The 21,181-nt window shown below is 60.0% G+C and carries 20 protein-coding genes and 2 pseudogenes; 3 read left to right on the top strand and 19 right to left on the bottom strand.

What is annotated here, in order from left to right; all coding sequences use genetic code 11:
* Positions 1-612: 612 nt before the first annotated feature.
* From ACSAMP_RS03715 to recG, 4 genes are all read right to left on the bottom strand, one after another.
* Positions 613-1,074, bottom strand: coding sequence for a hypothetical protein (locus tag ACSAMP_RS03715; protein WP_457799548.1), 462 nt, complete (start codon positions 1,072-1,074; stop codon positions 613-615).
* 146 nt (positions 1,075-1,220) lie between these two features.
* Positions 1,221-1,607: a C-GCAxxG-C-C family protein gene (locus ACSAMP_RS03710; RefSeq protein ID WP_457799547.1), complete on the bottom strand. Its 387-nt coding sequence runs from the start codon at positions 1,605-1,607 to the stop codon at positions 1,221-1,223.
* A 50-nt stretch (positions 1,608-1,657) separates the two neighbouring features.
* The gene (locus tag ACSAMP_RS03705; protein WP_457799546.1) at positions 1,658-2,131 is read right to left on the bottom strand and encodes a GNAT family N-acetyltransferase; all 474 of its coding nucleotides are present in this window, start codon (positions 2,129-2,131) and stop codon (positions 1,658-1,660) included.
* Positions 2,132-2,244: 113 nt separating this feature from the next.
* Positions 2,245-4,341 carry an ATP-dependent DNA helicase RecG gene (recG, locus tag ACSAMP_RS03700; RefSeq protein ID WP_457799545.1) on the bottom strand — a complete coding sequence of 699 codons (2,097 nt, stop codon included), beginning with the start codon at positions 4,339-4,341 and terminating at the stop codon, positions 2,245-2,247.
* A gap of 217 nt (positions 4,342-4,558) precedes the next feature.
* Here recG and ACSAMP_RS03695 point away from each other — a divergent pair, with 217 nt between their 5' ends.
* A complete protein-coding gene (locus tag ACSAMP_RS03695) occupies positions 4,559-5,494 on the top strand; it encodes a D-2-hydroxyacid dehydrogenase (protein ID WP_457799544.1) in 936 nt (311 codons plus the stop codon).
* A 57-nt stretch (positions 5,495-5,551) separates the two neighbouring features.
* On the opposite strand, the gene ACSAMP_RS03690 is transcribed toward ACSAMP_RS03695, so the two are convergent.
* The 8 genes and pseudogenes from ACSAMP_RS03690 to ACSAMP_RS03655 all read right to left on the bottom strand — a co-directional run bounded on the left by ACSAMP_RS03690 (position 5,552) and on the right by ACSAMP_RS03655 (position 14,232).
* Entirely contained in the window at positions 5,552-7,414 is a 1,863-nt protein-coding gene (locus ACSAMP_RS03690; RefSeq protein WP_457799543.1) for an S-layer homology domain-containing protein, read from the bottom strand.
* 225 nt (positions 7,415-7,639) lie between these two features.
* Complete coding sequence (locus ACSAMP_RS03685) at positions 7,640-8,890, bottom strand: ABC transporter permease (protein ID WP_457799542.1); 1,251 nt, start codon at positions 8,888-8,890, stop codon at positions 7,640-7,642.
* A complete protein-coding gene (locus ACSAMP_RS03680) occupies positions 8,887-9,627 on the bottom strand; it encodes an ABC transporter ATP-binding protein (protein ID WP_457799541.1) in 741 nt (246 codons plus the stop codon). The genes ACSAMP_RS03685 and ACSAMP_RS03680 overlap by 4 nt, the downstream gene beginning before the upstream one ends.
* A gap of 4 nt (positions 9,628-9,631) precedes the next feature.
* Positions 9,632-11,320 carry an efflux RND transporter periplasmic adaptor subunit gene (locus tag ACSAMP_RS03675; protein ID WP_457799540.1) on the bottom strand — a complete coding sequence of 563 codons (1,689 nt, stop codon included), beginning with the start codon at positions 11,318-11,320 and terminating at the stop codon, positions 9,632-9,634.
* Positions 11,321-11,471: 151 nt separating this feature from the next.
* Positions 11,472-12,056 (bottom strand): hypothetical protein, encoded by a 585-nt coding sequence (locus ACSAMP_RS03670; protein WP_457799539.1) that lies wholly within the window; start codon positions 12,054-12,056, stop codon positions 11,472-11,474.
* A 131-nt stretch (positions 12,057-12,187) separates the two neighbouring features.
* Positions 12,188-12,343, bottom strand: a pseudogene (locus ACSAMP_RS03665) (EamA family transporter); the annotation flags it as partial.
* 386 nt (positions 12,344-12,729) lie between these two features.
* On the bottom strand, positions 12,730-12,999 hold the full coding sequence (locus ACSAMP_RS03660) for a helix-turn-helix domain-containing protein (protein WP_457799538.1): 270 nt from the start codon (positions 12,997-12,999) through the stop codon (positions 12,730-12,732).
* 18 nt (positions 13,000-13,017) lie between these two features.
* Positions 13,018-14,232 carry a HipA domain-containing protein gene (locus ACSAMP_RS03655; protein ID WP_457799537.1) on the bottom strand — a complete coding sequence of 405 codons (1,215 nt, stop codon included), beginning with the start codon at positions 14,230-14,232 and terminating at the stop codon, positions 13,018-13,020.
* 161 nt (positions 14,233-14,393) lie between these two features.
* Between ACSAMP_RS03655 and ACSAMP_RS03650 the strand changes: the two genes are divergently transcribed.
* Entirely contained in the window at positions 14,394-15,458 is a 1,065-nt protein-coding gene (locus ACSAMP_RS03650; RefSeq protein WP_457799536.1) for an NAD(P)H-dependent flavin oxidoreductase, read from the top strand.
* On the opposite strand, the gene ACSAMP_RS03645 is transcribed toward ACSAMP_RS03650, so the two are convergent.
* Positions 15,449-16,162, bottom strand: coding sequence for a metallophosphoesterase (locus ACSAMP_RS03645; protein ID WP_457799535.1), 714 nt, complete (start codon positions 16,160-16,162; stop codon positions 15,449-15,451). The two genes, ACSAMP_RS03650 and ACSAMP_RS03645, sit on opposite strands and share 10 nt — an antisense overlap.
* Before the next feature lie 27 nt (positions 16,163-16,189).
* A complete protein-coding gene (locus ACSAMP_RS03640) occupies positions 16,190-16,840 on the bottom strand; it encodes a hypothetical protein (RefSeq protein WP_457799534.1) in 651 nt (216 codons plus the stop codon).
* Here ACSAMP_RS03640 and ACSAMP_RS03635 point away from each other — a divergent pair.
* Positions 16,832-17,152, top strand: a pseudogene (locus ACSAMP_RS03635) (23S rRNA (uracil(1939)-C(5))-methyltransferase RlmD); the annotation flags it as partial. The gene ACSAMP_RS03640 and the pseudogene ACSAMP_RS03635 sit on opposite strands and share 9 nt — an antisense overlap.
* Before the next feature lie 588 nt (positions 17,153-17,740).
* Here ACSAMP_RS03635 and ACSAMP_RS03630 read toward each other — a convergent pair.
* The 5 genes from ACSAMP_RS03630 to ACSAMP_RS03610 form a co-directional block, all read right to left on the bottom strand.
* Positions 17,741-18,184, bottom strand: a complete 444-nt coding sequence (locus ACSAMP_RS03630; RefSeq protein WP_457799533.1) for a hypothetical protein — start codon at positions 18,182-18,184, stop codon at positions 17,741-17,743.
* 3 nt (positions 18,185-18,187) lie between these two features.
* Complete coding sequence (locus ACSAMP_RS03625; RefSeq protein WP_024738886.1) at positions 18,188-18,646, bottom strand: DUF1700 domain-containing protein; 459 nt, start codon at positions 18,644-18,646, stop codon at positions 18,188-18,190.
* Positions 18,643-19,002 carry a PadR family transcriptional regulator gene (locus tag ACSAMP_RS03620; protein WP_015534245.1) on the bottom strand — a complete coding sequence of 120 codons (360 nt, stop codon included), beginning with the start codon at positions 19,000-19,002 and terminating at the stop codon, positions 18,643-18,645. The genes ACSAMP_RS03625 and ACSAMP_RS03620 overlap by 4 nt, the downstream gene beginning before the upstream one ends.
* 562 nt (positions 19,003-19,564) lie before the next feature.
* A complete protein-coding gene (locus ACSAMP_RS03615; protein WP_117466788.1) occupies positions 19,565-20,227 on the bottom strand; it encodes a sigma-70 family RNA polymerase sigma factor in 663 nt (220 codons plus the stop codon).
* Entirely contained in the window at positions 20,208-21,047 is an 840-nt protein-coding gene (locus tag ACSAMP_RS03610; RefSeq protein WP_015534243.1) for a helix-turn-helix domain-containing protein, read from the bottom strand. The genes ACSAMP_RS03615 and ACSAMP_RS03610 overlap by 20 nt, the downstream gene beginning before the upstream one ends.
* Positions 21,048-21,181: the final 134 nt, after the last annotated feature.

Raw genomic sequence — 21,181 nt, 5'->3', positions numbered from 1 at the left:
GCCTATGACGGCGGGCGTCGTTTTATTCACAAAAAGTTCACGGGAAGGTCACGATTTTGCCGCAATTATCCTTTATCCTATGCTTGTACCAAACGAAATGACCTACCTCTTTTTTCTCCCTCTCCTTTTTTCAAACACACACAGGCAGAAGACCCTGACCCCACCCCGGTCAGGGTCTTCTGTCGTCTTGCGCCAAGCAGTTCGTTTCTGCGTCCATCAGCCTCCCTTGTCAAAGGGAGGTGGCACGGGCGCAGCCCGTGACGGAAGGATTCCGACCACAGGAAAGCTATCTTGGAAACGGAATCCCTCAGTCAGCTTCGCTGCCAGCTAGCCCTATCCCTTTTGTCCCTTCGGGACATTTCCCCTTGACAAGGGGAATCGGCCTTTCGCAAGGGGGCCACAGTGGAAAAGATTCTGCAATGTTCACAAAAAATTCATCCCGCCGTCACGATTCTGCCGCAATTATCCGGTATTCTATACGCGTACCAAGAAAGAAATCAAGATATTTCTCCTATTACTCTCTCTCCTTTACAAACACACACAGGCAAACGGCCCTGACCACATCCCCGGTCAGGGCCGTTTGTCGTTTTGTTGTCATTGCGCGGGAACGCTTCAAGGCAATATGGAAAAACTCTCTGCAACACGGTCACGGGCAAAGCGGCTGAGTTCTTCATAGTGATCTGCCGCTTCCGCTTCATCTGGTGGATAGTTCACATCTGTTGGGAAATAGATCCCGTAATAAAATCTGTCGCTCTCCCCCAAATAGTTTGGTCCATCCAAACGATTGAATGGATTTTCCCCGGCAACATCTCTGTCATATACGAGAATGGTAAATACCGTGCCTGTCCATTCTGGGTAATTACTTTGAATATTTTTATCCAGGAACGATATTTCCGTTGTTTCTGGATCAGAGGTTGTCTCAACCGCAAATTGATTTTCCATCAGATCAATGCTAAAGCCATGATCTTGATCAGTGTATGTTTGAATTTCACTGTGCCTGAAAGAGAAAAAAGATATGGCACCCAGCACGACCAATACAACCGGAACTGCTAACGCAAAGGTACGCTTTCTCATAAAACACATCTCCTTCCACGTGTTATGACAGAAGTTTTATTCTCCTGTTGTATAGACGCAGAAGGAGGCGTGTTTCTTACATAAATTCTTGATAAATTTTCTGTTGACACGGGCAAGGGACGAGGGACACGTATTGCCGCGTGGTCTTATTTTTCGGCCAGCTCCTCCACCGCCTGGACCATCTCATAGACCAGGCCGTCGCAGTGGGCCTTTTTCTCCTCGCCCCGGTCTTTCGAGGCGCGCAGGAGCACGGCGCAGTCGGTGGCCCCGTGGTCGGCTCGGAACCGGCGCAGCAGTTCGATGGCCTTTTTCTCGTCGCAGCCCATCAGGCCCAGGGCCATCAGCGCCCCGGTGAGGGCCCCGCAGGCCGAGCCCATGCGCATCCCCGCCCCAAAGTTGCTGCCCAGGGCGAAGGCCTGCTCCTCCGTCAGCCCCAGGTCGGCGGCAAAGGACACCAGCACAGACTGGCAGCAGTTGAAATGTACGTCCGTTCTGGCCCGCAACTGTCGGGCCGTCTCCATGTGGTTGGTCATAAATGTTTCCTCCTCACGTTTATATGCCTTCCCCTGGGGGAAGGCTTTTCTCAAATATGCTCGTCAATTCCCCCGCTGATCTTGTCCAGCACCATCTGGTCATAGTGGAGGTACTGGTATCCGCTCTTTTCATACAGGGCGGCGGCCCGCTGGTTCACCTCCGTCACCTCCAGGCGGAAGCGGCGGGCGGAGGGGTACTGGCTCTCGATCCAGGCCATGATCTGGTGGCCCAGGCCCATGCCCCGGTAGGGTTCCAGCAGGAAGATCTCCTCGATGAACACGCACCGGCCCCCCACCTCGGCGGAGTAGCACTGGGTCAGGTAGATATAGCCCACGGGCTGGTCATCCTGAAACAGCAGCACCCCCCGCAGCAGGGGCTCGGCGTGGTCGGCGGCGGCCAGAAAGGACCGGTCCAGAATGGCTTGGTCCACCGGGTGGTCCACCGCGTCGGTCTGATAAAAGGCCTGGACCATGGGCATGACCAGCTCCCGGTCGGCCAGGGTGATGTCACGGAAAGTCAACATAATTTTACCTCACGTTTTCGTTTTTGTGGGATTTTTCCGGGCGGCTAATAGCCGCCCCTACACCAAGTGTTGCAGGTTTTTCGTAGGGGCGGATATCATCCGCCCGGGGTAATTTAGTTCAAACTATTCCCCGTATCCTCAAATAGCCGCCGCACGCGGGCCAGGACGGGGCGGTTTTCCGGCGCGCGCAGCTCCGGGTCTTGGGACAGCAGCTCCTCCGCTGCGGCCTGGGCCTCGTGGAGGAGGGGCATGTCGGCGGCCAGATCAGACAGCTTCATCTGGGGCAGGCCGTGCTGCCGCCGCCCGAAGAAGTCCCCCGGCCCCCGCAGCTTCAGGTCCTCCCGGGAGATCTGAAAGCCGTCGGTGGTGGAGGCTAGGGTGCGCAGCCGGGCCATAGAGTCCGGGTTCCGGGTGGCGGTGAGCAGGACGCAGAAGGAGAGGTGCTCCCCCCGGCCCACCCGGCCCCGCAGCTGGTGGAGCTGGCTTAAGCCAAAGCGGTCCGCGTTCTCGATGATGATGAGCGTGGCGTTTGGCACGTCCACCCCCACCTCGATCACCGTGGTGGCCACCAGCACCTGCGTTTTCCCCTCAGAAAAGGCCCGCATGGCCGCGTCCTTCTCCTTGGGGCGCATCTTCCCATGGAGGATGTCCACCGTCAGGTCGGGGAACACCTCCCGCTGAAGGCGCTGGGCGTAGCTCTTCACCGCCTTCAGCGTCATGGCGGGGGACTCCTCCCCGGGCAGGGCGGCCTCCGGGTCCTCCTCCACCGCGGGGCAGACGATATACACCTGGCGGCCCTCCCCGACTTGACGGCGGACGAAGTTATACATCCGCTGGCGCTTGTCCTCCCGGATGACATAGGTGGAGATGGGGGTGCGTCCGGGGGGCAGCTGGTCGATGACGGACACGTCTAAATCGCCGTACAGGATCAGGGCCAATGTGCGGGGGATGGGCGTGGCGGACATGACCAGCACGTGGGGGGAGGGCATCCCTCCGGCGGCGGACTTCTCCGCCAGAGCGGAGCGCTGCTCCACGCCGAAGCGGTGCTGCTCGTCGGTGACGATGAGAGCCAGTCGCCGGAATGCCACCCCCTGGGACAGCAGAGCGTGGGTGCCCACCACAAAGTCGATGTCCCCCTGGGCCAGGGCGGCGTGGACCTTGCGCTTTTGGGCGGCGGTCATGGCCCCGGTGAGCAGACCCACCCGCACCCCGGCGGGGGAGAGCAGGGCGGACAGGGTGCGGAAGTGCTGCTCGGCCAGCACCTCGGTGGGGGCCATCATGGCCGCCTGAAAGCCCCCCTGCACCGCCAGCCACCCGGCGTAGGCGGCCACCACCGTCTTGCCCGAGCCAACATCCCCCTGGACCAGGCGGTTCATGGGCCTGCCGGAGGCCATGTCCCGGGCGGCCTCCTCCATGGTCCGGCGCTGGGCATCGGTGGGGGAGAAGGGCAGCAGGGCGGCAAACTGGTCCACCGGCAGGGCGGGGACCCGGCAGCCGGGCGCGCCCGTCATGCGGCGGCGCTTGAGAAAGGCCAGACCCACCGCCAGGTAGAACAGCTCCTCAAAGGCCAGCCGCCGCCGGGCCAGGTCCAATGCCTGGTCGTCCGGGGGAAAGTGGATGGCGGTGAGGGCAAACTCCGCCGCCGCCAGGTGGTGGGCCTGGCGCACCCCCTGGGGCAGGGTGTCCGCCATCCCCCTGGCGCAGGGCAGGGCCTGGCGCACCAGACTGGAGAGAAGGTGGCTGGATATCCCGGCGGTGAGGGGATAGACGGGGACGATGCGCCCGGTGACGTCCTGGCGGTCCGCCCGCTCGAACACCGGGTTGGTCATGGACAGGCGGTTGCCCTGGCGCTCCACCTGGCCATAGAAGACATAGTCCTCCCCGGGCAGCAGGGCCCGCTCCACATAGCTCTGGTTGAAAAAGGTCAGGTGCAGGGTGCCCCCCTGGTCCACCACGGGCACCTGGACCAGATCCAGCCCCTTTCGGATGCGGGCGAGCCGGGGGTGCTGGGCCACCATGGCCCGCACGCACACCCGCACCCCCTCCGGGGCCTGGCGGATGGCATAGACCTGCCGCCGGTCCTCATAGTCCCGGGGGTAATAGGTCAGCAGGTCCCCGGCGGTGTTCAGCCCCAGGTGGGCCAGCTTCTTGGCCCGCACCTCCCCCACACCGGGGAACTGGGTCAGGGGGGTATCCGGTTTCACGACCATGGCGGCGCCTCCTCTCCCCGGATCGAATATCCTGTGTTCCAACCCTGCAGGGGTTTAGAACACAAACAAGAATAGATGATTTATTTTACCACAGCCGCCCCGGGGAGTAAAGCCGGGGCCTTGCCAGCGGGGGCCTCTGCCGGGTATAATAGACGAAAACGCCCCGCCTACAGGGCGGGGCAGGCCAGATCAGAACATGCAAGAGAGGAGCACGTTTATGCCGGAGGTCATTTTGAACCTTCTCCCGGTGACGGAGAAGGAGAAGGGGGAGTTTGCCGCCATCGCCCCCCAGGCGGAGCACATCTACACCAAAGGGAGCGCCGTGACAGAGGAGGAGCTGGCCCGGGCCACGGTGATCTTCGGCTGGCCCAAGCCGGAGCGCCTGGCCGAGGCCAAATCCCTGCGGTGGTTCCAGACCATGTGGGCGGGGACGGACGACTATGCTGGGCACATCCCGGCGGGGGTGAAGTTCACCTCCTCCAGCGGGTCCAACCGGGTCAGTGTGGCCGAGCACATTCTGGCAAGTCTCCTGGCGGTGTGCCGCCGCCTGCCCGTCTATCGGGACAGCCAGCGGGCCCATGAGTGGAAGGACCGGGGCCGGATGAAGTGCGTCCGGGGCAGCACCGTTCTGGTGGTGGGGGCCGGACACATCGGCAGCACCTTCGCCGCCATGTGCCAGGGCCTGGGCGCTCACACCTTAGGGCTGAAGCGCACGGTGCGGGGAACAGTGGAGGGCTTTGACCAGGTGTTCCCCATGGAGCGGCTGGACGACCTGCTTCCCCAGGCGGACGTGGTGGTGCTGGTGGTGCCCCACTCCCCCCAAACGGTGGGTCTGATGAACGAGGACCGGCTGCGCCGGATGAAGGAGGGGGCCATCCTCGTCAGCGCGGGCCGGGGCAGCGTGCTGGATCAAAACGCCCTGGCCCATGTCATGGGGGAGGGCCGCCTGTGGGGGGCCGCTCTGGACGTGACCACGCCCGAGCCGCTCCCCCAGGACAGCCCCCTGTGGGATATTCCAAATCTGCTCATCACCCCCCACGTGGCCGGGGGGATGCGGCTGGAGATCACCCGCCGCACCTGCATTGAGATGGCCCAGGACAACCTAAAGCGCTATCTGGCGGGCCAGCCCCTGGAAAATCTGGTGGAGGGCTAAACAAAACTCGCTCCGGGACTTGGAATCAGGTCCCGGAGCGGGTTCTTTTTGTCTGTTTTAATTTTCTGCGGCGGTGATGACCCGGATGCGGCCGCCCTGCTCATCCGGGCGGTCATACCAGGCGGTGAGGGTGTCGCCCTGCCCCAGCTGGGCCAGGGTGATCCGGTAATAGCTCCCGTTCTTCACCCGGTACACGGCCACGTTGTCCGGCAGGGTATAGGTCTTGCCCCCGGCCCGAAGGGTGTTGCCCTCCACCGTGCCGCCCCGCAGAGCGGTGAGGGAGTACAGCCCCTCTGGGGCGCTGGGGTCGCCCTTGCACCGCACGCCGCCCACGCCGTCCACGGGCAGGCGGGTGGAGGACAGGGGGATGGACCCCGCTGTGCCGCCGATGTCATAGTCATAGCCCTTCATGCTGCCGTCCTTGGAGGAGGAGATGCGGGTGACCACGCCATAGGCGTACATGTCCCCGGTGGCGTCCTTCAGCACCAGGCGGTCAATTTCCCCCGCGCCGTTCAGGTGATAATAGGACACGTTCCCTTCAGCGAGGCTCATCCCCGCCAGGCGCTGGGGGTAGACGCGCACGGCGGCGCTGCCGCTCACGTCCAGGATCTCCACGTCGCCGGCAAAGGGATAGCGGCCCAGGCGGGCGGCGGAGCGGTCCACCGACCCGGACAGGGAGGCGGCGGGCAAAGGCCGCAGAGTGACTTTATCGGCGGCGGCCTCCGCCTGGACCAGGCTCCCGGCGGACAGGCCGGCCTGATTCTCATAGCGATAGGTCTGGCCGTCGGTGGCCAGGACCACGGCGGTGCGGGAGGTGTAGGTGCCCCCCTTGCCGTCGGAATACTGGGCGCTCTCAATGGCCGTCACCACGCCGACGCGCTGGCTGGTATAGGCGGCGGAGCCGGTGCCCGAGGGGGTGCCCGTCACGGCGGCCACCGCCCCGTTCCGGCCCAGCAGCAGCGTCACCGTGTCCCCCAGGCGATATTCCCCCAGGTCGGACAGGGCATAGGCTGCGGCGGCGCTCTCGATGGCGCAGGTGCGCCCCGCCACCGTCACGGCGGTGGGGCTGTCCGGGTTCTGAATGGCCTGAATGGTCCCGGTGACCCGGTCGCTATAGGCCCAGATGGCGTTCATGGCCCGGTTCCAATAGATCACGTCCCCGTCCTTCACCGTGGACAGGGCGGACAGCTTCCCCTGGCGATAGACCAGCGCCCCGGATACGGCCATGGGCAGGTCATTTTTCCAGCCCCCGCCGACCACCAGGGGGCCCTCCATGGCGTCGCTGACCAGGGCCACCAGGTCGATCTCCCCGGCGGCATTTAATTTGTGGCCCAGGGTCTCCAGATAGACGGTCCCGCTCTTATTCTTAGCGGTCATCAGGTTATAGAAGAGGAACATGGCGTCCCGCCGGGTCATGGGGCTGGCGGCGCTTTGGGCGGTGACGCCCCGGTCCAGCTTCAGGCTGTGGTACTGGGCCAGCTGGCCGGTGGGATAGGCCCCGGTAAAGTCGTCGGGGCCATAGTCCAGCAGCCGCAGGGCGATGGTCACCCCCTCGGCCAGGGTGATGGTGCTGGAGGGGCGAAAGCGCCCGTCGGAATAGCCGGACACCAGCCCGGCGGCCACCCCCGCCTCCACATAGCCCGCCGCCCAGTGGCTCCAGGGCACGTCGGGATAGGGGGAGGAGGCCGCCTGGCCGATCTGGCGGCCCATGGCCTTTAGCGCCATGGTGACAAACTCCGCCCGGGTGACGGAGCGGGACAGGTCCATGGACCCGGTGCGGTCCCCCACCATGATCCCCAGGGCGTTCACCGTCTGGATGGCCTGGTCCTCCGGGGCCGCGGCACTGGCCGCCCCCACCGGCAGGATCAAAGAGAGAGACAACACCCCGGCCAGCGCCAGGGAGGAAAGTCGGTTTTTCATAGGAAGTGCTCCTTTCAGAAGGGATCATATCTGCGGGCGGCCAAAGGCCGCTGGCCCTCTCCGCCCAGTGTACGCACTGGGCACCTCCCCCAAAGGGGGAGGCAAGTAAGACGAGGAACGGATTGCCACATCGGGCGTTGCCCTCCTCGCAATGACAGGGCTGGGAACTTGGCTCCCCCTGTGGGGGAGCTGGCACGGCGATAGCCGTGACTGAGAGGGCCGTCCTCAATCATATCTCAGCGCATCAATGGGATTCAATTTCGCCGCCTTGTTGGCCGGTAAATATCCGAACAGCACGCCGATGCCCACGGACACGCCGAAGCTGACGGCCACGGCCATGGGGGTGGGGGTGGCGGAGAAGGTGATGCCGCCGCCCATGCTCTGGGCCAGAGTCCCGCCTAGAACAGAGCCGATGCCGCTGGCGACTAAACAGCCCAGGCCGATGCCCAGCAGGCCGCCGGCGGCGGAGGTGGTGCCCGCCTCGATGATGAACTGCCACCGGATGTCCCGGCGCTTGGCCCCCAGAGACTTGCGGATGCCGATCTCCCGGGTGCGCTCGGTGACGGAGACCAGCATGATGTTCATGATGCCGATGCCCCCCACCAGCAGACTGATGGCGGCGATGGCCACCAGCACAGCCATGGCCACCCCCATCATGGCGTTGATCTGCTGCACCTGCTCCAGCATGGTGGTGATCATATATTCGTTGTATTCCGCGTCCGGGTCGGGGAATTTCTGCACCATCAGGTCCCGCAGCAGTTCCCGGGCCTGCTCCACCGTGTCCCGGGTGCGGGCGGTTAGCTGGTAGAGGGAGACAAAGCCGCTGCCGGACAGCTGCATGGCGTTTTCATAGGGGACATAGACCAGGTCGTCCCCGCCCCCCTCCTCCATGGTGGTCTGGGACTGGGCCATCACCCCCACCACCGTATAGGGCACGCCGCCGACGAGCAGCTCCCGGCCCAGGGCGTCCCCCTGAAAGGCCTCCCGTTCCACGTATGCCCCGATGACGCACACGTTTTTCCGCTGCTGCACGTCTACATACTGCAAAAACCGCCCACGGCCCAAAGCGTCGCCGTCCAGGGTGGTGCCCGTCTCCGGGCGGTACATGGCCTCGCTCACCCCGGTGATGGCCGTCTTTTTCAGTTGGGTGTCCCCCCGGCGCACCCCTGTCCCGGCGCTGACCCAGGGAGTCACGCCGCTGAACACGTCCGGGTGGCCCTCCACCAGGTCGTATATTTCCTGTGGGGTCACGTTGCCGGTGGTGCCGTCCCCCATGCCAAAGGTATAGGCCATGATCTGGGTCACCCCCAGCTTTTCCACCCGCTGCTCCACCATGCGCGTCAGGCCGTTGCCCAGGGAGATGATGATAATGACGGCGGCCACGCCGATGATAATGCCCAGCATGGTGAGAAAGGCCCGCATTTTGCTGGTGCGCAGAGATTTCAGGGCCAGCTTGAAAGATTGGGTGACGTTCACGGCGCGGCCTCCTCTCGGTTCTCGTCGGGCTGGACCACCGCCCGGGGGTCGTGGGCGTCCCCGTCATAGATGATGTGCCCGTCCTGCAGGCGGACGATGCGCTTGGCCTTCACGGCGATGGAGTTGTCGTGGGTGATGAGGACCACCGTGTTCCCCTCGTCGTTGAGCTGCTGGAGAAAGTGCAGCACCTCCCGCCCGGTACGGGAGTCCAGCGCCCCCGTTGGCTCGTCGGCCAGGATGACGGAGGGGTCCCCCGCCAGGGCCCGGGCGATGGACACCCGCTGCTGCTGGCCGCCGGAGAGCTGGGCGGGCAGATGCCGCCCCTTGTCCCCCAGGCCCACCCGCTCCAGTGATCTCTTGGCCCGGCGGCGGCGCTCCTCCGGGGCCACCCCGGCATACAGCAGGGGCAGCTCCACGTTCTCCTCCACGGTGAGCTTGGGGATCAGATTATATTGCTGAAAGATAAAGCCCAGCATCTTGTTTCGGATGTCCGCCTGCTGGTCGTCCCCCATGGTGGACACGTCCACGCCTCCCAGGCGATAGGTGCCCGAGGTTGGCACGTCCAGACAGCCGATGATGTTCATGGCGGTGGACTTGCCCGAGCCGGACTGGCCCACAATGGCCACGAACTCCCCCCGGTCAATGGTCAGGCTGATGCCATCCAAGGCATGGACCGTCTCCTCTCCCATGGGGTAGATCTTATAGATGTCCCGCAGTTCGATCAGGTGCTCTGCCATAGGCTCAGCCCTCCCCGCCGGAGTCGGTCATCACGACACTGCCGTCTGTCTGGACCTGGTCCTGGCCAGGCACCAGCACCGTCTCCCCCTGGGACAGGCCGGACAAGATCTGCACATAGCTGTCGTCGCTGGCCCCCAGCACCACCTGGCGCTCCTCCGTCTTGGTGGGGTCGAGCACCGTGGTCCCGTCCTCGGCCAGAGCGCCGGGCGCGGCCACCAGCAGCTTGTTCCCCCGGCTTACCGCCCCCACGGGGACGCACAGGGCGTTCTCCACCGACTGGCCGATGATGGTGGCGGACACGTTCATGCCCGGTCTTAAACCCTGCCGGGCCAGCTCCGTCCCGTCCCCGTCCAGGCGGATGGTGATGGGATAGGTGGTAAAGCCGTTGGTGGTGGTCCCGTTGATGTTCACTTTGTCCACTGTGCCGGTGAAGATCTGGCCGGACAGGGCCTCGGTGGTGATCTCCACCCGCTGGCCCACGGCCACCTTATTGATGTCCAGCTCGTTCACCGCCATGCGGAAGGTGAGCTGAGACATGTCATACAGGGTGGCCAGGGTGCCATTGGCGGCGGACAGGGCCTCGGTCTCGATCTTGTCCCCGGCCTTAAAGCTCTTCTCCACCACCGTGCCCGAGATCGGCGCAGTGATGACATAGTTGTTCAGGGCGTCCTGGGCGCTTTGCAGGCTCAGGCGGGCGTTCTCTAACGTGATGGCGGCGTTCTCCAAAGCGCTGGCGGCGGCGGAGCCGCCCAGCACGGCCAGGGCATCCCCGGCGGCCACCCGGCTCCCGGCGGTGACCAGCACCTGGCTCACCTCGCCGCTGGTCTGGGCGGTGATGGTCTGGCGGGAGTTGGCCTGGAGCCTGCCCCCGGCGGCGCAGGCGATATCCCCCACCCGGGCGGTGGCGCTCTGGTCCGGGGACAGGGCCCCGGGGTTGTGCAGCCGCAGCTTCACCTGGCGCACCAGGCTCCCGCCATTGCCCACCAGATCGGCGGTGGACACCGACTCCACCGTGGCGCTCAGGGTCTCCATGGTCCCGTCCAGGGTGACGGCGGCGCTCTGGCCCAGGGTCAGGCGGGCGGCGTCAGCGGACTGAAAGGGCAGGGTGAGGGTCATCACCGACAGGTCGGCGATGTCCGCGATGGGCGAACCAGGGGACACCTGGTCCCCCCGCTGGACGTGGACCTGCTGCACCACTCCCGCCAGGCTGGCGGCGGGGCGCTGGGCGGCGGCCAGGTCGTCATAGGCCAGCTGGGCCTGACGCACGTTCAGCTGGGCCTGGTCCAGGGCGGTCTGGGCCGCGCCGGGGTCCACCCGATAGAGCAGGGCCCCCTTCTCCACCCGGTCCCCCTCGGCAAAGGGAGCCTCTAAGATCTCCCCCGTCACCAAAGCCCCCACTTTGTAGGAGTCGGCGGGAGTCACCGTCCCCGTGCCCGAAACAGACACTACGATATCCCGCATGGTCACCGGGGCGGCGGTATAGCTGGCCTGGATGACCTGCCCCCCGCCCCCCGGGCGGAGAAACAGCCAATACACGGCCCCCGCCGCCAGGGCCAGGGCGATGAGCCGCTTCACCGGCAGCTTTCTTTTCAGCTTGGGGAATTTGATCCGCCCCCTCTTCTTGGGGCCCTCCCCCGGCTGAGCGGCCGGGAGGTCAGACTGTTCTTGCAGCAGCTCCTGTGCAGATGCCATATGCTTCTCTCCTTTTGCTGTGACGCTTGATGTATTGCACAGCATAGCAGAGAAGTTTTAGCGCCAGACAAAGAAAGTCTGAAGATTTGTTTAAGATTGGGCGGGGACAAAAAATGGGCCGCCCCATGGGCGGCCCGCAGGTCGATGGATATTATTCGGCAGTCAGTCTCTCCAGCCCCTGTACCGCCTCCGTCACCCGGGCGATGGCGGCGGTCAAATCGTCGCCCTCCGTCCGGTTTTCGATGCAGTGGGCCAGGGAGCTTTCTTCTCCCCGGTCACAGCACTCGGCCAGGGTCTGGAGGGTGTCCCGCAGCTGGGTCACTTCCTCGTCCGACAGCCGGGAGAGGGGCAGTTCGTCCAGCTTACAGGTCAGGGTGGCGGTGACCAGCTGTTTCACCGCCTTTTTCAGGGTATCCTGCCCCTGGAAAATGGCGTTGACCTGGTTATAGATGATCTGGTCCTGGGCCATGACGTTCACGCCCCGGCAGAACCCCTGGAACCGGGCCTCCGCAGTGTCCCGCTCCTCCGACGACAGATAGTCGTCTGCTAACCGGGCCGCCTGGAAATATACGTCGTTCTGCCGGTCCAGGCGCGCCCACACGGAGTAAGCCAAAAGATCCAGGGGGACGTCCTCCTCTGTCCGGCTCTCCCCCCGACCGGCGCACCCGGCCAGGGCACACAGGGCCAGCAGAGATGCGGCGGCAAGAAATAAAGCTGCTAACCGTCTTTTCTTCATGGGGAACCTCCTGTCTGAACGAAATCGGGCGGATATCTTTTCTCAAGACGATTTTACCGGAACTTTTACAAAAAAACAAGCCGTCTTTTTGGCGGCTCGTCGTGGCGTTACACCAGCATCACCAGCGTTCCCCCCACCAGAAACACCATGGCCCAGGAGAAGAGCAGCACCACGATAGTGCGGATGGCGGTGGCCACGGTGGAGTCCGTTTTGCGGATGCCGCACTTGGCCAAGATGGAGGTGAGACCGGCAAACAGCGTCGACCCCACGGCAAACATCAGCCACATGATAAGCTCCCTCTTTCTCGTTTGCTTCAACAGATAAGCCCAGTATAGCACGGTTCTGGTATCGGCGTTTAAAAATTTAAAAACCAACAAGGGGACGTCCGTTCTGGACGCCCCCTGCTGGTTGTTCTGGAAGGATGGATGAAAAATGAAAAAAGGAATAGAAAACAAAAGCTACCTGTCAGGTTCGGCTTGAGCGGGCCGACCTTGTTAAATATTTAACTCTTGTTTCTGTTAAGCAATTTACCATGCTTTCCCGAAAAAGGCCATTCCCAAATGTGCTATGTCTTGTATAAGCGTTTGGTTATAGGGAGTTTTATGCAGAAGAAAAGCCGACGGAAGACGCGCCCCGTCGGCTTTGAATGGTCTATATCACAAAAATCGCCCTGTCACGGCGCGGACTCCGCCGGTTTTTCATATTCCAGGACGTCCTCCACCCGGCAGTCCAGGACATAGCAGACCTTTGCCAGAAAGTCCATGTCCACCATGGAGACCACCTCGTTTTTATAATAGCGGTCTATCACGTCGTATTTGATGCCCGTCAGCGTCCGCAGCCGGTTTCGGGTGATCCCCCGCCGGTCCATCAGCGCGGCCAGCTTGACCTTCACCACGCCGTATTCCCTGGTCTGATAGGTCACAATGCTCTTCGCTTCCGCCATGGTCTCACCTCGTTGATTTCAATTAACATAATCCTCCGCCACATCCTGCTCCACGTCTTGGGTCTGGTCGTCTATGGGGTGCTGGGTCTTGGCCAGGGCCTTCAAATTGTCTGATCGGGCGGAGAAGGCGGCGAGGATGGCGGATTTTCTGTTCTCGTCCATATAGTCCCCCGCCTGGTCAAAGATGCGGCGGAGGTCCTGTTCGATGCCGTCCAGCTGGTCAAAGTCGATCCAGGCGAAGGACCGGACCAGCTTGATCTGCTCGTCGTGGGTCCGCTTAAAGGGCTTGCACTCGGTCATGCGGGGGGAGAGGATCTGGGGCGGCAGTTTGTCATAGCCCAGAGAGGAGCCGCTGTCGAAGATGGGGGCGGCCCCCAGCCACTCCAGGGTGTTGGCGTCCCGGATCAGGCCGAAGTTGTTCTGGTGCCGGTCCTCGTTGGCGATGAGATAGTCCAGCACGATCATCTGGTCCACGGCCAGGGCGATATCGGCCACGCCCAGGGCCCGGCAGCAATTAAGGTAATGCTGATAGACCGAGGTGCTGTTGTCCTTTTTCACCGTCTGCATCACCCGCCGCGCGCTGACCAGTTCCGTGTCCGGTGTGATGAAATCCTCACAGACGCTGTAGGGGACGCCCTCGTCCCACAGCAGGGTATAGGGCACGTGGGGGATGCCCAGCCGCTGGGCCACCAGGCTGGCCGCCGCCTCGTTGAAGGGCTGCTGCATAAAGGGGTTGCTCCCGGCCTTCAGCAGGCAGCGCTTCCCGCCGATGATCTTCCAGCGCTTTTTCAGATAGCCGTCTGACGTGTTGTCCGGCGAACGGAGGTCGAACCCGGCGGCGTCCGCCGCCTTTCCCAGGAGCACGTCGCCCACGTTCTCGGAAAAAGGATCTTCAAAGAAGTTGATCTGCTTCCACTCCAGCCCACTGTATTCAGGCCGCACCCAGTATTGGTCAGACAGGCTCAGGCCGAAGCAGCGGGTGAGCAGCATCTGGGTGTTGGGCAGATCCAGGGTCTCCAGGGCCCGGCGCACGCCGGAGCGGCTGGCCGGGATGCTCCGGTCGATCCACCAGGCGTTCAGCGCTGCCCGGTCTACCCCGTCCTTTTTTGTCCCCGTCCCCAGGGGCAGGTGCCGGGGCTGATACACGGCGGCGATCTTCTGTACGGAGCTGGTGGCCTCGTCCAGGTCCATGTCCAAAACCGGTATCTCCTTGTGCATCAGTGTGTATCGCATGGCCGCCGCCCCTTTCGCTCTATGATACCGGTATTTTACCACAGTCCGCCCCGCATTCCAATCGGGGAATGACGAAAAGTATCTTGCCATTGACAAAAATCAATTCTATGATATCATATAATCTAGTTTTAAAAATTATATTATATGGAGTTTGATATACCATGATTCAAATCAGAAACAAGCGTCTGCCCCTGCCTGTGATCCAGGGGGGCATGGGCGTTGGAGTGTCTTTGGGCGGCCTAGCCGGGGCGGTGGCCGCCTGCGGGGGGATGGGGTGCGTCAGCGCGGCCCACGCGGGCTATCGGGAAGCCGATTTCCGCCAGAATCCCCAGGAAGCCGATCTGCGGGGCCTGAAGCAGGAGATCGACCGCGCCCGGCGTCTGTCCAATGGCCGTGGTCTGGTGGCGGTGAACCTGATGGTAGCCATGAAGCAGTACGCCCCCCTGGTCCGGGCGGCGGTGGAGGCGGGGGCGGACGCCATCATCTCCGGGGCGGGCCTGCCTTTAGAACTGCCCGGCCTGGTGGGGAAGGCGGACGTGGCTCTCGCCCCCATCGTGTCCAGCGCCCGGGCGGCCAAGCTCATTCTGAAGACCTGGGACAAGCGCTATGGCGTGACCCCGGACTTTCTGGTCATCGAGGGCTGCAAGGCCGGGGGACACCTGGGCTTTCACGAGGGCGACCTGCTGGCCGGTACGGCCCAGCCGTTAGAGGACATCCTGCCCCAGGTGCTGACGGAGCTGGCCCCCTACAGGGAGAAATATGGCCGGGACATCCCCGTCTTTGTGGCGGGGGGCGGCCTGACCGGAGCCGATTTAACTCGGTTCCGGGGCCTGGGGGCCTCCGGGGTGCAGATCGCCACCCGTCTCATCGCCACGGAGGAGTGCGACGCCTCCCAGGCCTATAAAGACGCCATCCTCCGGGCTAGGGCCGAGGACGTGCGCATCATCCACAGCCCGGTGGGTATGCCCGGGCGGGCCATCTACAGCCCCCTCATCGCCCGCATGGAGGCGGGAGAGCGTCAGGCCCCTCAGTGGTGCGCCGGGTGCATCAAGACCTGCGACCCCGCCCAGACCCCCTACTGCATCACCCACGCCCTCATCCGGGCCGTAGAGGGCGACTGGGAGGAGGGCCTGTTCTTCTGCGGGGCAGAGGTGGGCCAGGTGAACGAGATGTCCACCGTGGCCCAGGTGCTGGCGGAGTATCAGGCGGCCCTGGCTCAGAGGTAAAACACCGCCAGGGTGTTCAGATTCAGGCAGCCCAGCCGCCCGCCGTCATAGCCGCAGGCGCAGTCGATGGCGATCTTGTTCTCACCAAAGATCACGTTGTCCACCGGCGATTGCCCCAACTGCCGGTGGATCTCCCGGGTGGGCGTGTGGCCGAAGACCAGGAACTCCCCCTCATAAAACCGCTGCTCGGCAAAGGCGCGGCCAAAGAGAAAGTCCGGCAGGGCATAGTCCTCCAGGTCCTTCTCCGGCTGAAAGTGGTCCAGCCCCGCATGGGTCAGCAAAAAGGACCGCCCCCCGGTCTCCACTTCGGCATAGACGTCCATGTCCCGGATGTAGTCCAGGATGGCCGCCTTCTCCTGGCGGCTCAGCTCCCGCAGCTCCTCCAGGGTGGGCGCGCCGCCATTAAATATCCACTCCTGGACCGAGGTGATCCGCTCCTGGTCCACCGCGGACAGAGTTTCCTCCGTCACCTCCTGGAGCAGCCAGGGCAGGCAGACGGCGGCGCTGAATTCGTGGTTCCCCAGGAGGGAGATCACGTTGGGCCGCTTCATGGCGTCCAGCAGGATGCGGCAGCCGCCCTTGTTCCTGTCGATGCTGTCCCCCAGCAGATACAGGGTATAGTCCGGGTCCTCCCGGGAGAGCCGCTCAAGCAAAGCGCGGTATTTCTCCCACCGCCCGTGAATATCCGACGCTGCGTAGACCATAACTCGTCCCCCGCTCTCGTGATTTCGTCAGTTCAGGATGCCGGACAGTCTGCACGCCCTGGCCCGGATGCGCGTTATCATCTCGTCCAGACACTCTGTGAGCTCCTCCTCCGTCCGGGGAAGGGGATGGTCCAGGCTCTGGGAGCGGAAAAACGGGATGCCCTTGATGTGCGCCGCGTGGTCTTCTCCGGTATCAATATAGTAATAGTCCTCCAGACAATACTTCTCCCGATTCAGAATGAACCAGTCCTTCCACTCCTGATTTCCCTGCCGTTCCGCATAGTCTACCATCAGGGGCAGAAAATCCCGCACCTGCTCTTTGCAGCCCTTCAGGGCGTTGTAGGAGAAGCAGGGGCAGGGCATAAAGTTGGCCACGGTGTGGGTCAGCGCCGCCAGCTCCCGATACTGGCTCTTTCGGGCCAGCAGCTCCCTGCTGACCGCGCTGTAGATGGTGGCGGGTCTGAGCATCTTGCCCGCCAGCGTCTTCTTTTTCACAAACTTATATTGGGGGTCCGGCAGCCGGAACAGGGCCTTGAACGAGCCGTCCTGCTCCAGGCGGAACGGAGGCAGATCTCCCCCGTCCAGGTCAGACCAGTCGGCCCCATAGTCGTTGCAGGTCTTGCCTGAACACACCCACGCCAGGCCGCAGCAATAGACCTGGTAAAAGGAACTGATCACGTCGAGACGGTTGTTTTGCTTTCCAAGGGAGAAATCGACTCGAAGAAGGTGCGGGTGGAGTTCTCGCTGGAAGATATGGATATGTCCGGCTTCCAGAAGGGCGCGACTTATGAACAGATCAAGGCGTATGTGTTGGAGCATACCGGTTTGAAGGTATCTTCCCTGTACATCTCACAGATAAAGCGCAAGTGCGGGCTGGATGTGGGGCAAAATTATAACCTGTCAAAGAAGGAAGATGCCAAAGTGCCAAAATGTCCGCCGGAGAAGGAAGCGGCGATCAGGGATGCGTTGAAATATTTTCAGATGATTTAAGAGTCTATTGAGCAAAAAAGCAGTAAATCAATTTCAGATTTACTGCTTTTGCTGGCCGGGCCGGTGAGCTACGAGCATTCATGACTTTTTGATAACTTGTTCCATACTGATATATTAAGCGGAAAGTTGTGGCCCTGTATTTTCAGAGGGAAACGAATGCTCCTTGAATATATCCCACAAAATATGCCATCGCTATACTCAGTGCAATGCAACATATACATAGTATTTCAGCAATTACCTTTTTTTCGATTATTTCATTTATGGACTTTCCGTAATCAATAGTAGACCATACCATTGAAAGCAAAAATAGAATTGAAATCCATTGAGTATGAAATGATAGTCCCATGCTAACAAATACATAGTTTGAGATGATGTAAAAAGCGCTTCTGACTACAACTTCTGTCACTTTTACAATCCGATTTCTCATAGAATTCTCCCTCTCTGATAATACTGGGGGCGGCAGCACTCCTTGCTGTCGCCCCTTGATTGCCTATCTGCAAAGGCGGGCGGGGCTGTCAACGGCGGCGCTTGCGCCGTTCATCTTGACCGTTGACTGGCTCGGCTGGCTTTGCTATTCCGTGATCTCTTTCAGTTATTGTCAAAGGAAATGTAGATAGTTAGACTATTGGGTATGTAGCTGACACTTAACCACTTTTCGTCGTTTGATAAAAGTGTCCCGATAGAAACATAGTTTTCTCCCTCGATTTCCTCTGACACATTTTCAATTACGGAAAAGCCTTCTTGGTTCAAAAGCTCCATATACTCGTTATAGTCGTTTTCGCTAATACCGGTAAGGTTGATATTACAATTCTCATGTTCTGTATCAAGTGTAGCCCATGCAACCGTACCAGGCGCAACAGGAAGCCCCTCTGTGTACTCATTCTCAGGCCAAACACCCTCGTCCAATTTTGTAACACTATTAGATTGCGTATTGTTCTCATTGCTTGTCGGTGTAGATGATGTATTTTGATTAGAACACGCAGCCAAAAAAATCATAACCATGATTGTGAATACAGAAATATACTTTTTCATTAGTTACCTCCTGTTTTTGTGTATGGTTCGGATAATTAACAAAACAGCAATAGCTGTTGCTGCAAACCCAATAGCCAAAAGGATTTGCGAAATATCAAAGGCAAACGCGCCCTCAATCTGTATATTTGTTGTCGCGTCTGCTTGTCCGATTGCTCCTTCTGGTACTTTTCCTGATTGCGTAACAGCATATACCGAAAAGGCGGCAACCGCGATAACAAGCGCAGCAAGAGTAGAAATGATACCGTTCCTTTTTTTCGATTTGGTGTTATCAATGCCAAACTGTTCTGCGGTGCTGTCTGCAAATTCTTTTGGCGTCCCCAAACGCTGGATAATCTGCTGCTCTGTTTCTCCATGCTCCATAGCAGACGCAAAAACTTCATTCAAGTCACGTACAACCTCTTTTTTCATTTTGCGTGGTAAAGATAGTTCCTTTTCAACCTGTTTGATATATTGTTCTTTCATTTGGATACCCTCGCTTGTTGATAACTTTCTATAAAGCCGTTTACGCAGTTTTCATAGCTTGACCAAAATAAGATTAGTTCATCAAGTACATTCCTGCCTTTATCCGTTAAAGAATAATACTTTTTTGAGCCGCCATTTGCCGCAGCCGGAGCCAATCGGCATTTGATTAGTTCTGCTTCCTGCAAACGATACAAAATGGGGTAAATGGTTCCCTCTTTCGCATATCCCAAAACAGACGCACTATTGTTCAATTCAGTTATAATTTCATATCCATAAGTCTCCTTGCGTCCGATTAGGCATAAAAGTATCATTTCCAGAGAGCCTTTTTTGAATTGCTGGACATATTTGTTATTCATATCGTCGCCTCTCTTTAGCTTTGCTATTTAGGCTCGCTAAGTAGCAACTATATTATATCTCTTCCGAAGTATCAGAGTCAATAGGCTTAACGAAAAAGTTACAAGATGTCTGTGTAAGGTAATGACAGAATAGCGGTGTGCTGGCGAACTATGCTTTATTTTGTTTTTTATCTAAATCATTCAATAGGGCGGTAGCATCCCTATTGGCAAGGGGATTCCAAAAGGGAACAGCGTTCTCCTTTGTCTGGGGTGTTCAGAGGGGATAGTGTTCCCCTTTGACCGGAAGAATCCAAAGAAACCGGCGGTTTCGTGGCACACGATTTTCCGTAGGAAAGTCTAGTGTGTTATACCTTTGTGGAGCAGATGGCAGCCGGAATTGTAGCACACCCTGAAAAGTGTGGCCACAGTTGCGGCGTTCTGGCGGGAAAGGTTGCCCCTTGCGGGGCAGCATAAGCGACAGAAAAAGGCTGGCAGGCGGTGCGGGCAAGCACTGTCTGTCAGCCGTGTCATTTGCGGAACAAAGGTATATCAAAGCCCCCGTCAGCCGCTGCTTCCCATCGTATCAGAACCACCACGGCAGCTTTCCGCGCAGGCTGTCCATCGCCTCGCCCTCCACCTTCTTTGTCCAGCTCTCGCTGAGATGGAAATGGAGCGCCGCGCCGATCAGCGGGTGCTCGATTCCATCGGTAAAGCCATAGCGGTACAGCAGATAGGTCTGCTCTCTGGCTGTCAGCTTGTCCAGCGCCGCATACAATTCTATCAGCTGCTCTTTTTGGATATAGATTTGCTCCGGCGTTTGGGTGTGAGGGTCGGCTATGGCTTCGATCCGCAGCATCCGTTCATCCTCTGAGAGAACGTCATCCAGATATACTCTCTGGAAGCCGGGGCCGTCTTTCTTATCCACCATCCGTTGCTCAAATAAACCGAGGGCGGCGCGGATGCAGTCCGTCATGGCGTTGCGGAGCGCCGGTGCTGCATAGGTCAGAAATTTCATGCCCCGTCCGGCATCAAACAAAGGGATCGCGTTCAGCAGGCCGATACTTCCCTCCTGCATCAAATCATCCAAATCAATTCCAATATCATTTTCATCCAGCCCCATGTTTCGGTATTGCTCCAGCGCAATTTTTCGGATGAATCCCAGATTCTTTTCCAGCAGAATGTCACGGGCAGCCGTATCCCCTTTCTGTGCCAGTCTGCACAGCTGCTCATTGCTCCGGGTCGGCATTTTGCTTCTCCTGCGCGTGGTCTAAGGTGGATTGGAGAAATTCCGTCAGCGCCTGACCGAACTTGTCTAATGCTTCCTTTTGCACACCGTCCATCCCCGCTGCGCTCTGGGTGACGGCGGCGGAAATCATTTCGGGCGTGATGGTCGGAGTATGAACATCCGCCCCTTTGGTGAGTTCGGTAAACATCTGCTGAGTGATGCCCTTGGTCAAGGACTGCGCTGCTGTGAAATCGTTGCCGATCTCTTTCTTCACTTCCCGCAGCGCCGCCATAAATGTGTTCTGTATCATCGTCAGGTCTGCCTGATATACGGGAACTTTCTGCCGGTTGACAGTTCTGGCCGCCTGCACCGCAGCGTCTGTTTTATTGTTTCGGCGCAGCATGGCGCTGAGAGTAGTAAGCATCTGGTTCTGTCCGGCGAAACCGGCGGCCAGCGTATCGTCAAAATATTGCTCAATCATATAGGTGACTTCTGCAAAGCGAGGGCTTTCCAAAAGGCGGTTGACGATCTCTGCATTGGCTTTTCCGGTGTACAGATTCCGCGCCGCCTGCACCGACAGGCCCAGTTCTTCAATATCAAAATTTGTCCGGTCGGGCGTGTTGACTTCCCCCAGCAGGAAATCTGTGGAGACTTCAAACACTTTCGCAATGCGGAGCAAATGTTCTGTGCTGATCTTATCAGTCTTACCGCTGACAAACCGGCTGATGGCGCTCTCGGTGCTGCCGATGCGGGTCGCCAGCTGTGCCTGGGTAATTTTATGTTCCTTCATAAGCTCCTGCATCCGCTGCCGGATATTGCCGGGCAGATAGGCTCCCTCCATGTGACGCACCTCTCTTCTGAAAACTCTCTTTATCCATTATACCTGATAAAACCAGCGCGGGCAAATGCTTTCCGCTGGCTTCGCCGCTCTGAGGTCTTGCATTTTTGCAAGATTTCAGGGCGGCGTTTTTTCAT

The organism is Flintibacter sp. SJQ-8, from assembly GCF_054108085.1.
Note: the sequence above shows the minus strand (reverse complement) of the source record. Positions and strands in the feature narration are given on the sequence as shown.

Bases quoted from the DNA above. Each gene is read 5' to 3' on its own strand.
- ACSAMP_RS03715 (WP_457799548.1), bottom strand. From the start codon at position 1,074: ATGAGAAAGCGTACCTTTGCGTTAGCAGTTCCGGTTGTATTGGTCGTG.
- ACSAMP_RS03710 (WP_457799547.1), bottom strand. From the start codon at position 1,607: ATGACCAACCACATGGAGACGGCCCGACAGTTGCGGGCCAGAACGGAC.
- ACSAMP_RS03705 (WP_457799546.1), bottom strand. From the start codon at position 2,131: ATGTTGACTTTCCGTGACATCACCCTGGCCGACCGGGAGCTGGTCATG.
- recG (WP_457799545.1), bottom strand. From the start codon at position 4,341: ATGGTCGTGAAACCGGATACCCCCCTGACCCAGTTCCCCGGTGTGGGG.
- ACSAMP_RS03695 (WP_457799544.1), top strand. From the start codon at position 4,559: ATGCCGGAGGTCATTTTGAACCTTCTCCCGGTGACGGAGAAGGAGAAG.
- ACSAMP_RS03690 (WP_457799543.1), bottom strand. From the start codon at position 7,414: ATGAAAAACCGACTTTCCTCCCTGGCGCTGGCCGGGGTGTTGTCTCTC.
- ACSAMP_RS03680 (WP_457799541.1), bottom strand. From the start codon at position 9,627: ATGGCAGAGCACCTGATCGAACTGCGGGACATCTATAAGATCTACCCC.
- ACSAMP_RS03675 (WP_457799540.1), bottom strand. From the start codon at position 11,320: ATGGCATCTGCACAGGAGCTGCTGCAAGAACAGTCTGACCTCCCGGCC.
- ACSAMP_RS03670 (WP_457799539.1), bottom strand. From the start codon at position 12,056: ATGAAGAAAAGACGGTTAGCAGCTTTATTTCTTGCCGCCGCATCTCTG.
- ACSAMP_RS03660 (WP_457799538.1), bottom strand. From the start codon at position 12,999: ATGGCGGAAGCGAAGAGCATTGTGACCTATCAGACCAGGGAATACGGC.
- ACSAMP_RS03655 (WP_457799537.1), bottom strand. From the start codon at position 14,232: ATGCGATACACACTGATGCACAAGGAGATACCGGTTTTGGACATGGAC.
- ACSAMP_RS03650 (WP_457799536.1), top strand. From the start codon at position 14,394: ATGATTCAAATCAGAAACAAGCGTCTGCCCCTGCCTGTGATCCAGGGG.
- ACSAMP_RS03645 (WP_457799535.1), bottom strand. From the start codon at position 16,162: ATGGTCTACGCAGCGTCGGATATTCACGGGCGGTGGGAGAAATACCGC.
- ACSAMP_RS03630 (WP_457799533.1), bottom strand. From the start codon at position 18,184: ATGAAAAAGTATATTTCTGTATTCACAATCATGGTTATGATTTTTTTG.
- ACSAMP_RS03625 (WP_024738886.1), bottom strand. From the start codon at position 18,646: ATGAAAGAACAATATATCAAACAGGTTGAAAAGGAACTATCTTTACCA.
- ACSAMP_RS03620 (WP_015534245.1), bottom strand. From the start codon at position 19,002: ATGAATAACAAATATGTCCAGCAATTCAAAAAAGGCTCTCTGGAAATG.
- ACSAMP_RS03615 (WP_117466788.1), bottom strand. From the start codon at position 20,227: ATGCCGACCCGGAGCAATGAGCAGCTGTGCAGACTGGCACAGAAAGGG.
- ACSAMP_RS03610 (WP_015534243.1), bottom strand. From the start codon at position 21,047: ATGGAGGGAGCCTATCTGCCCGGCAATATCCGGCAGCGGATGCAGGAG.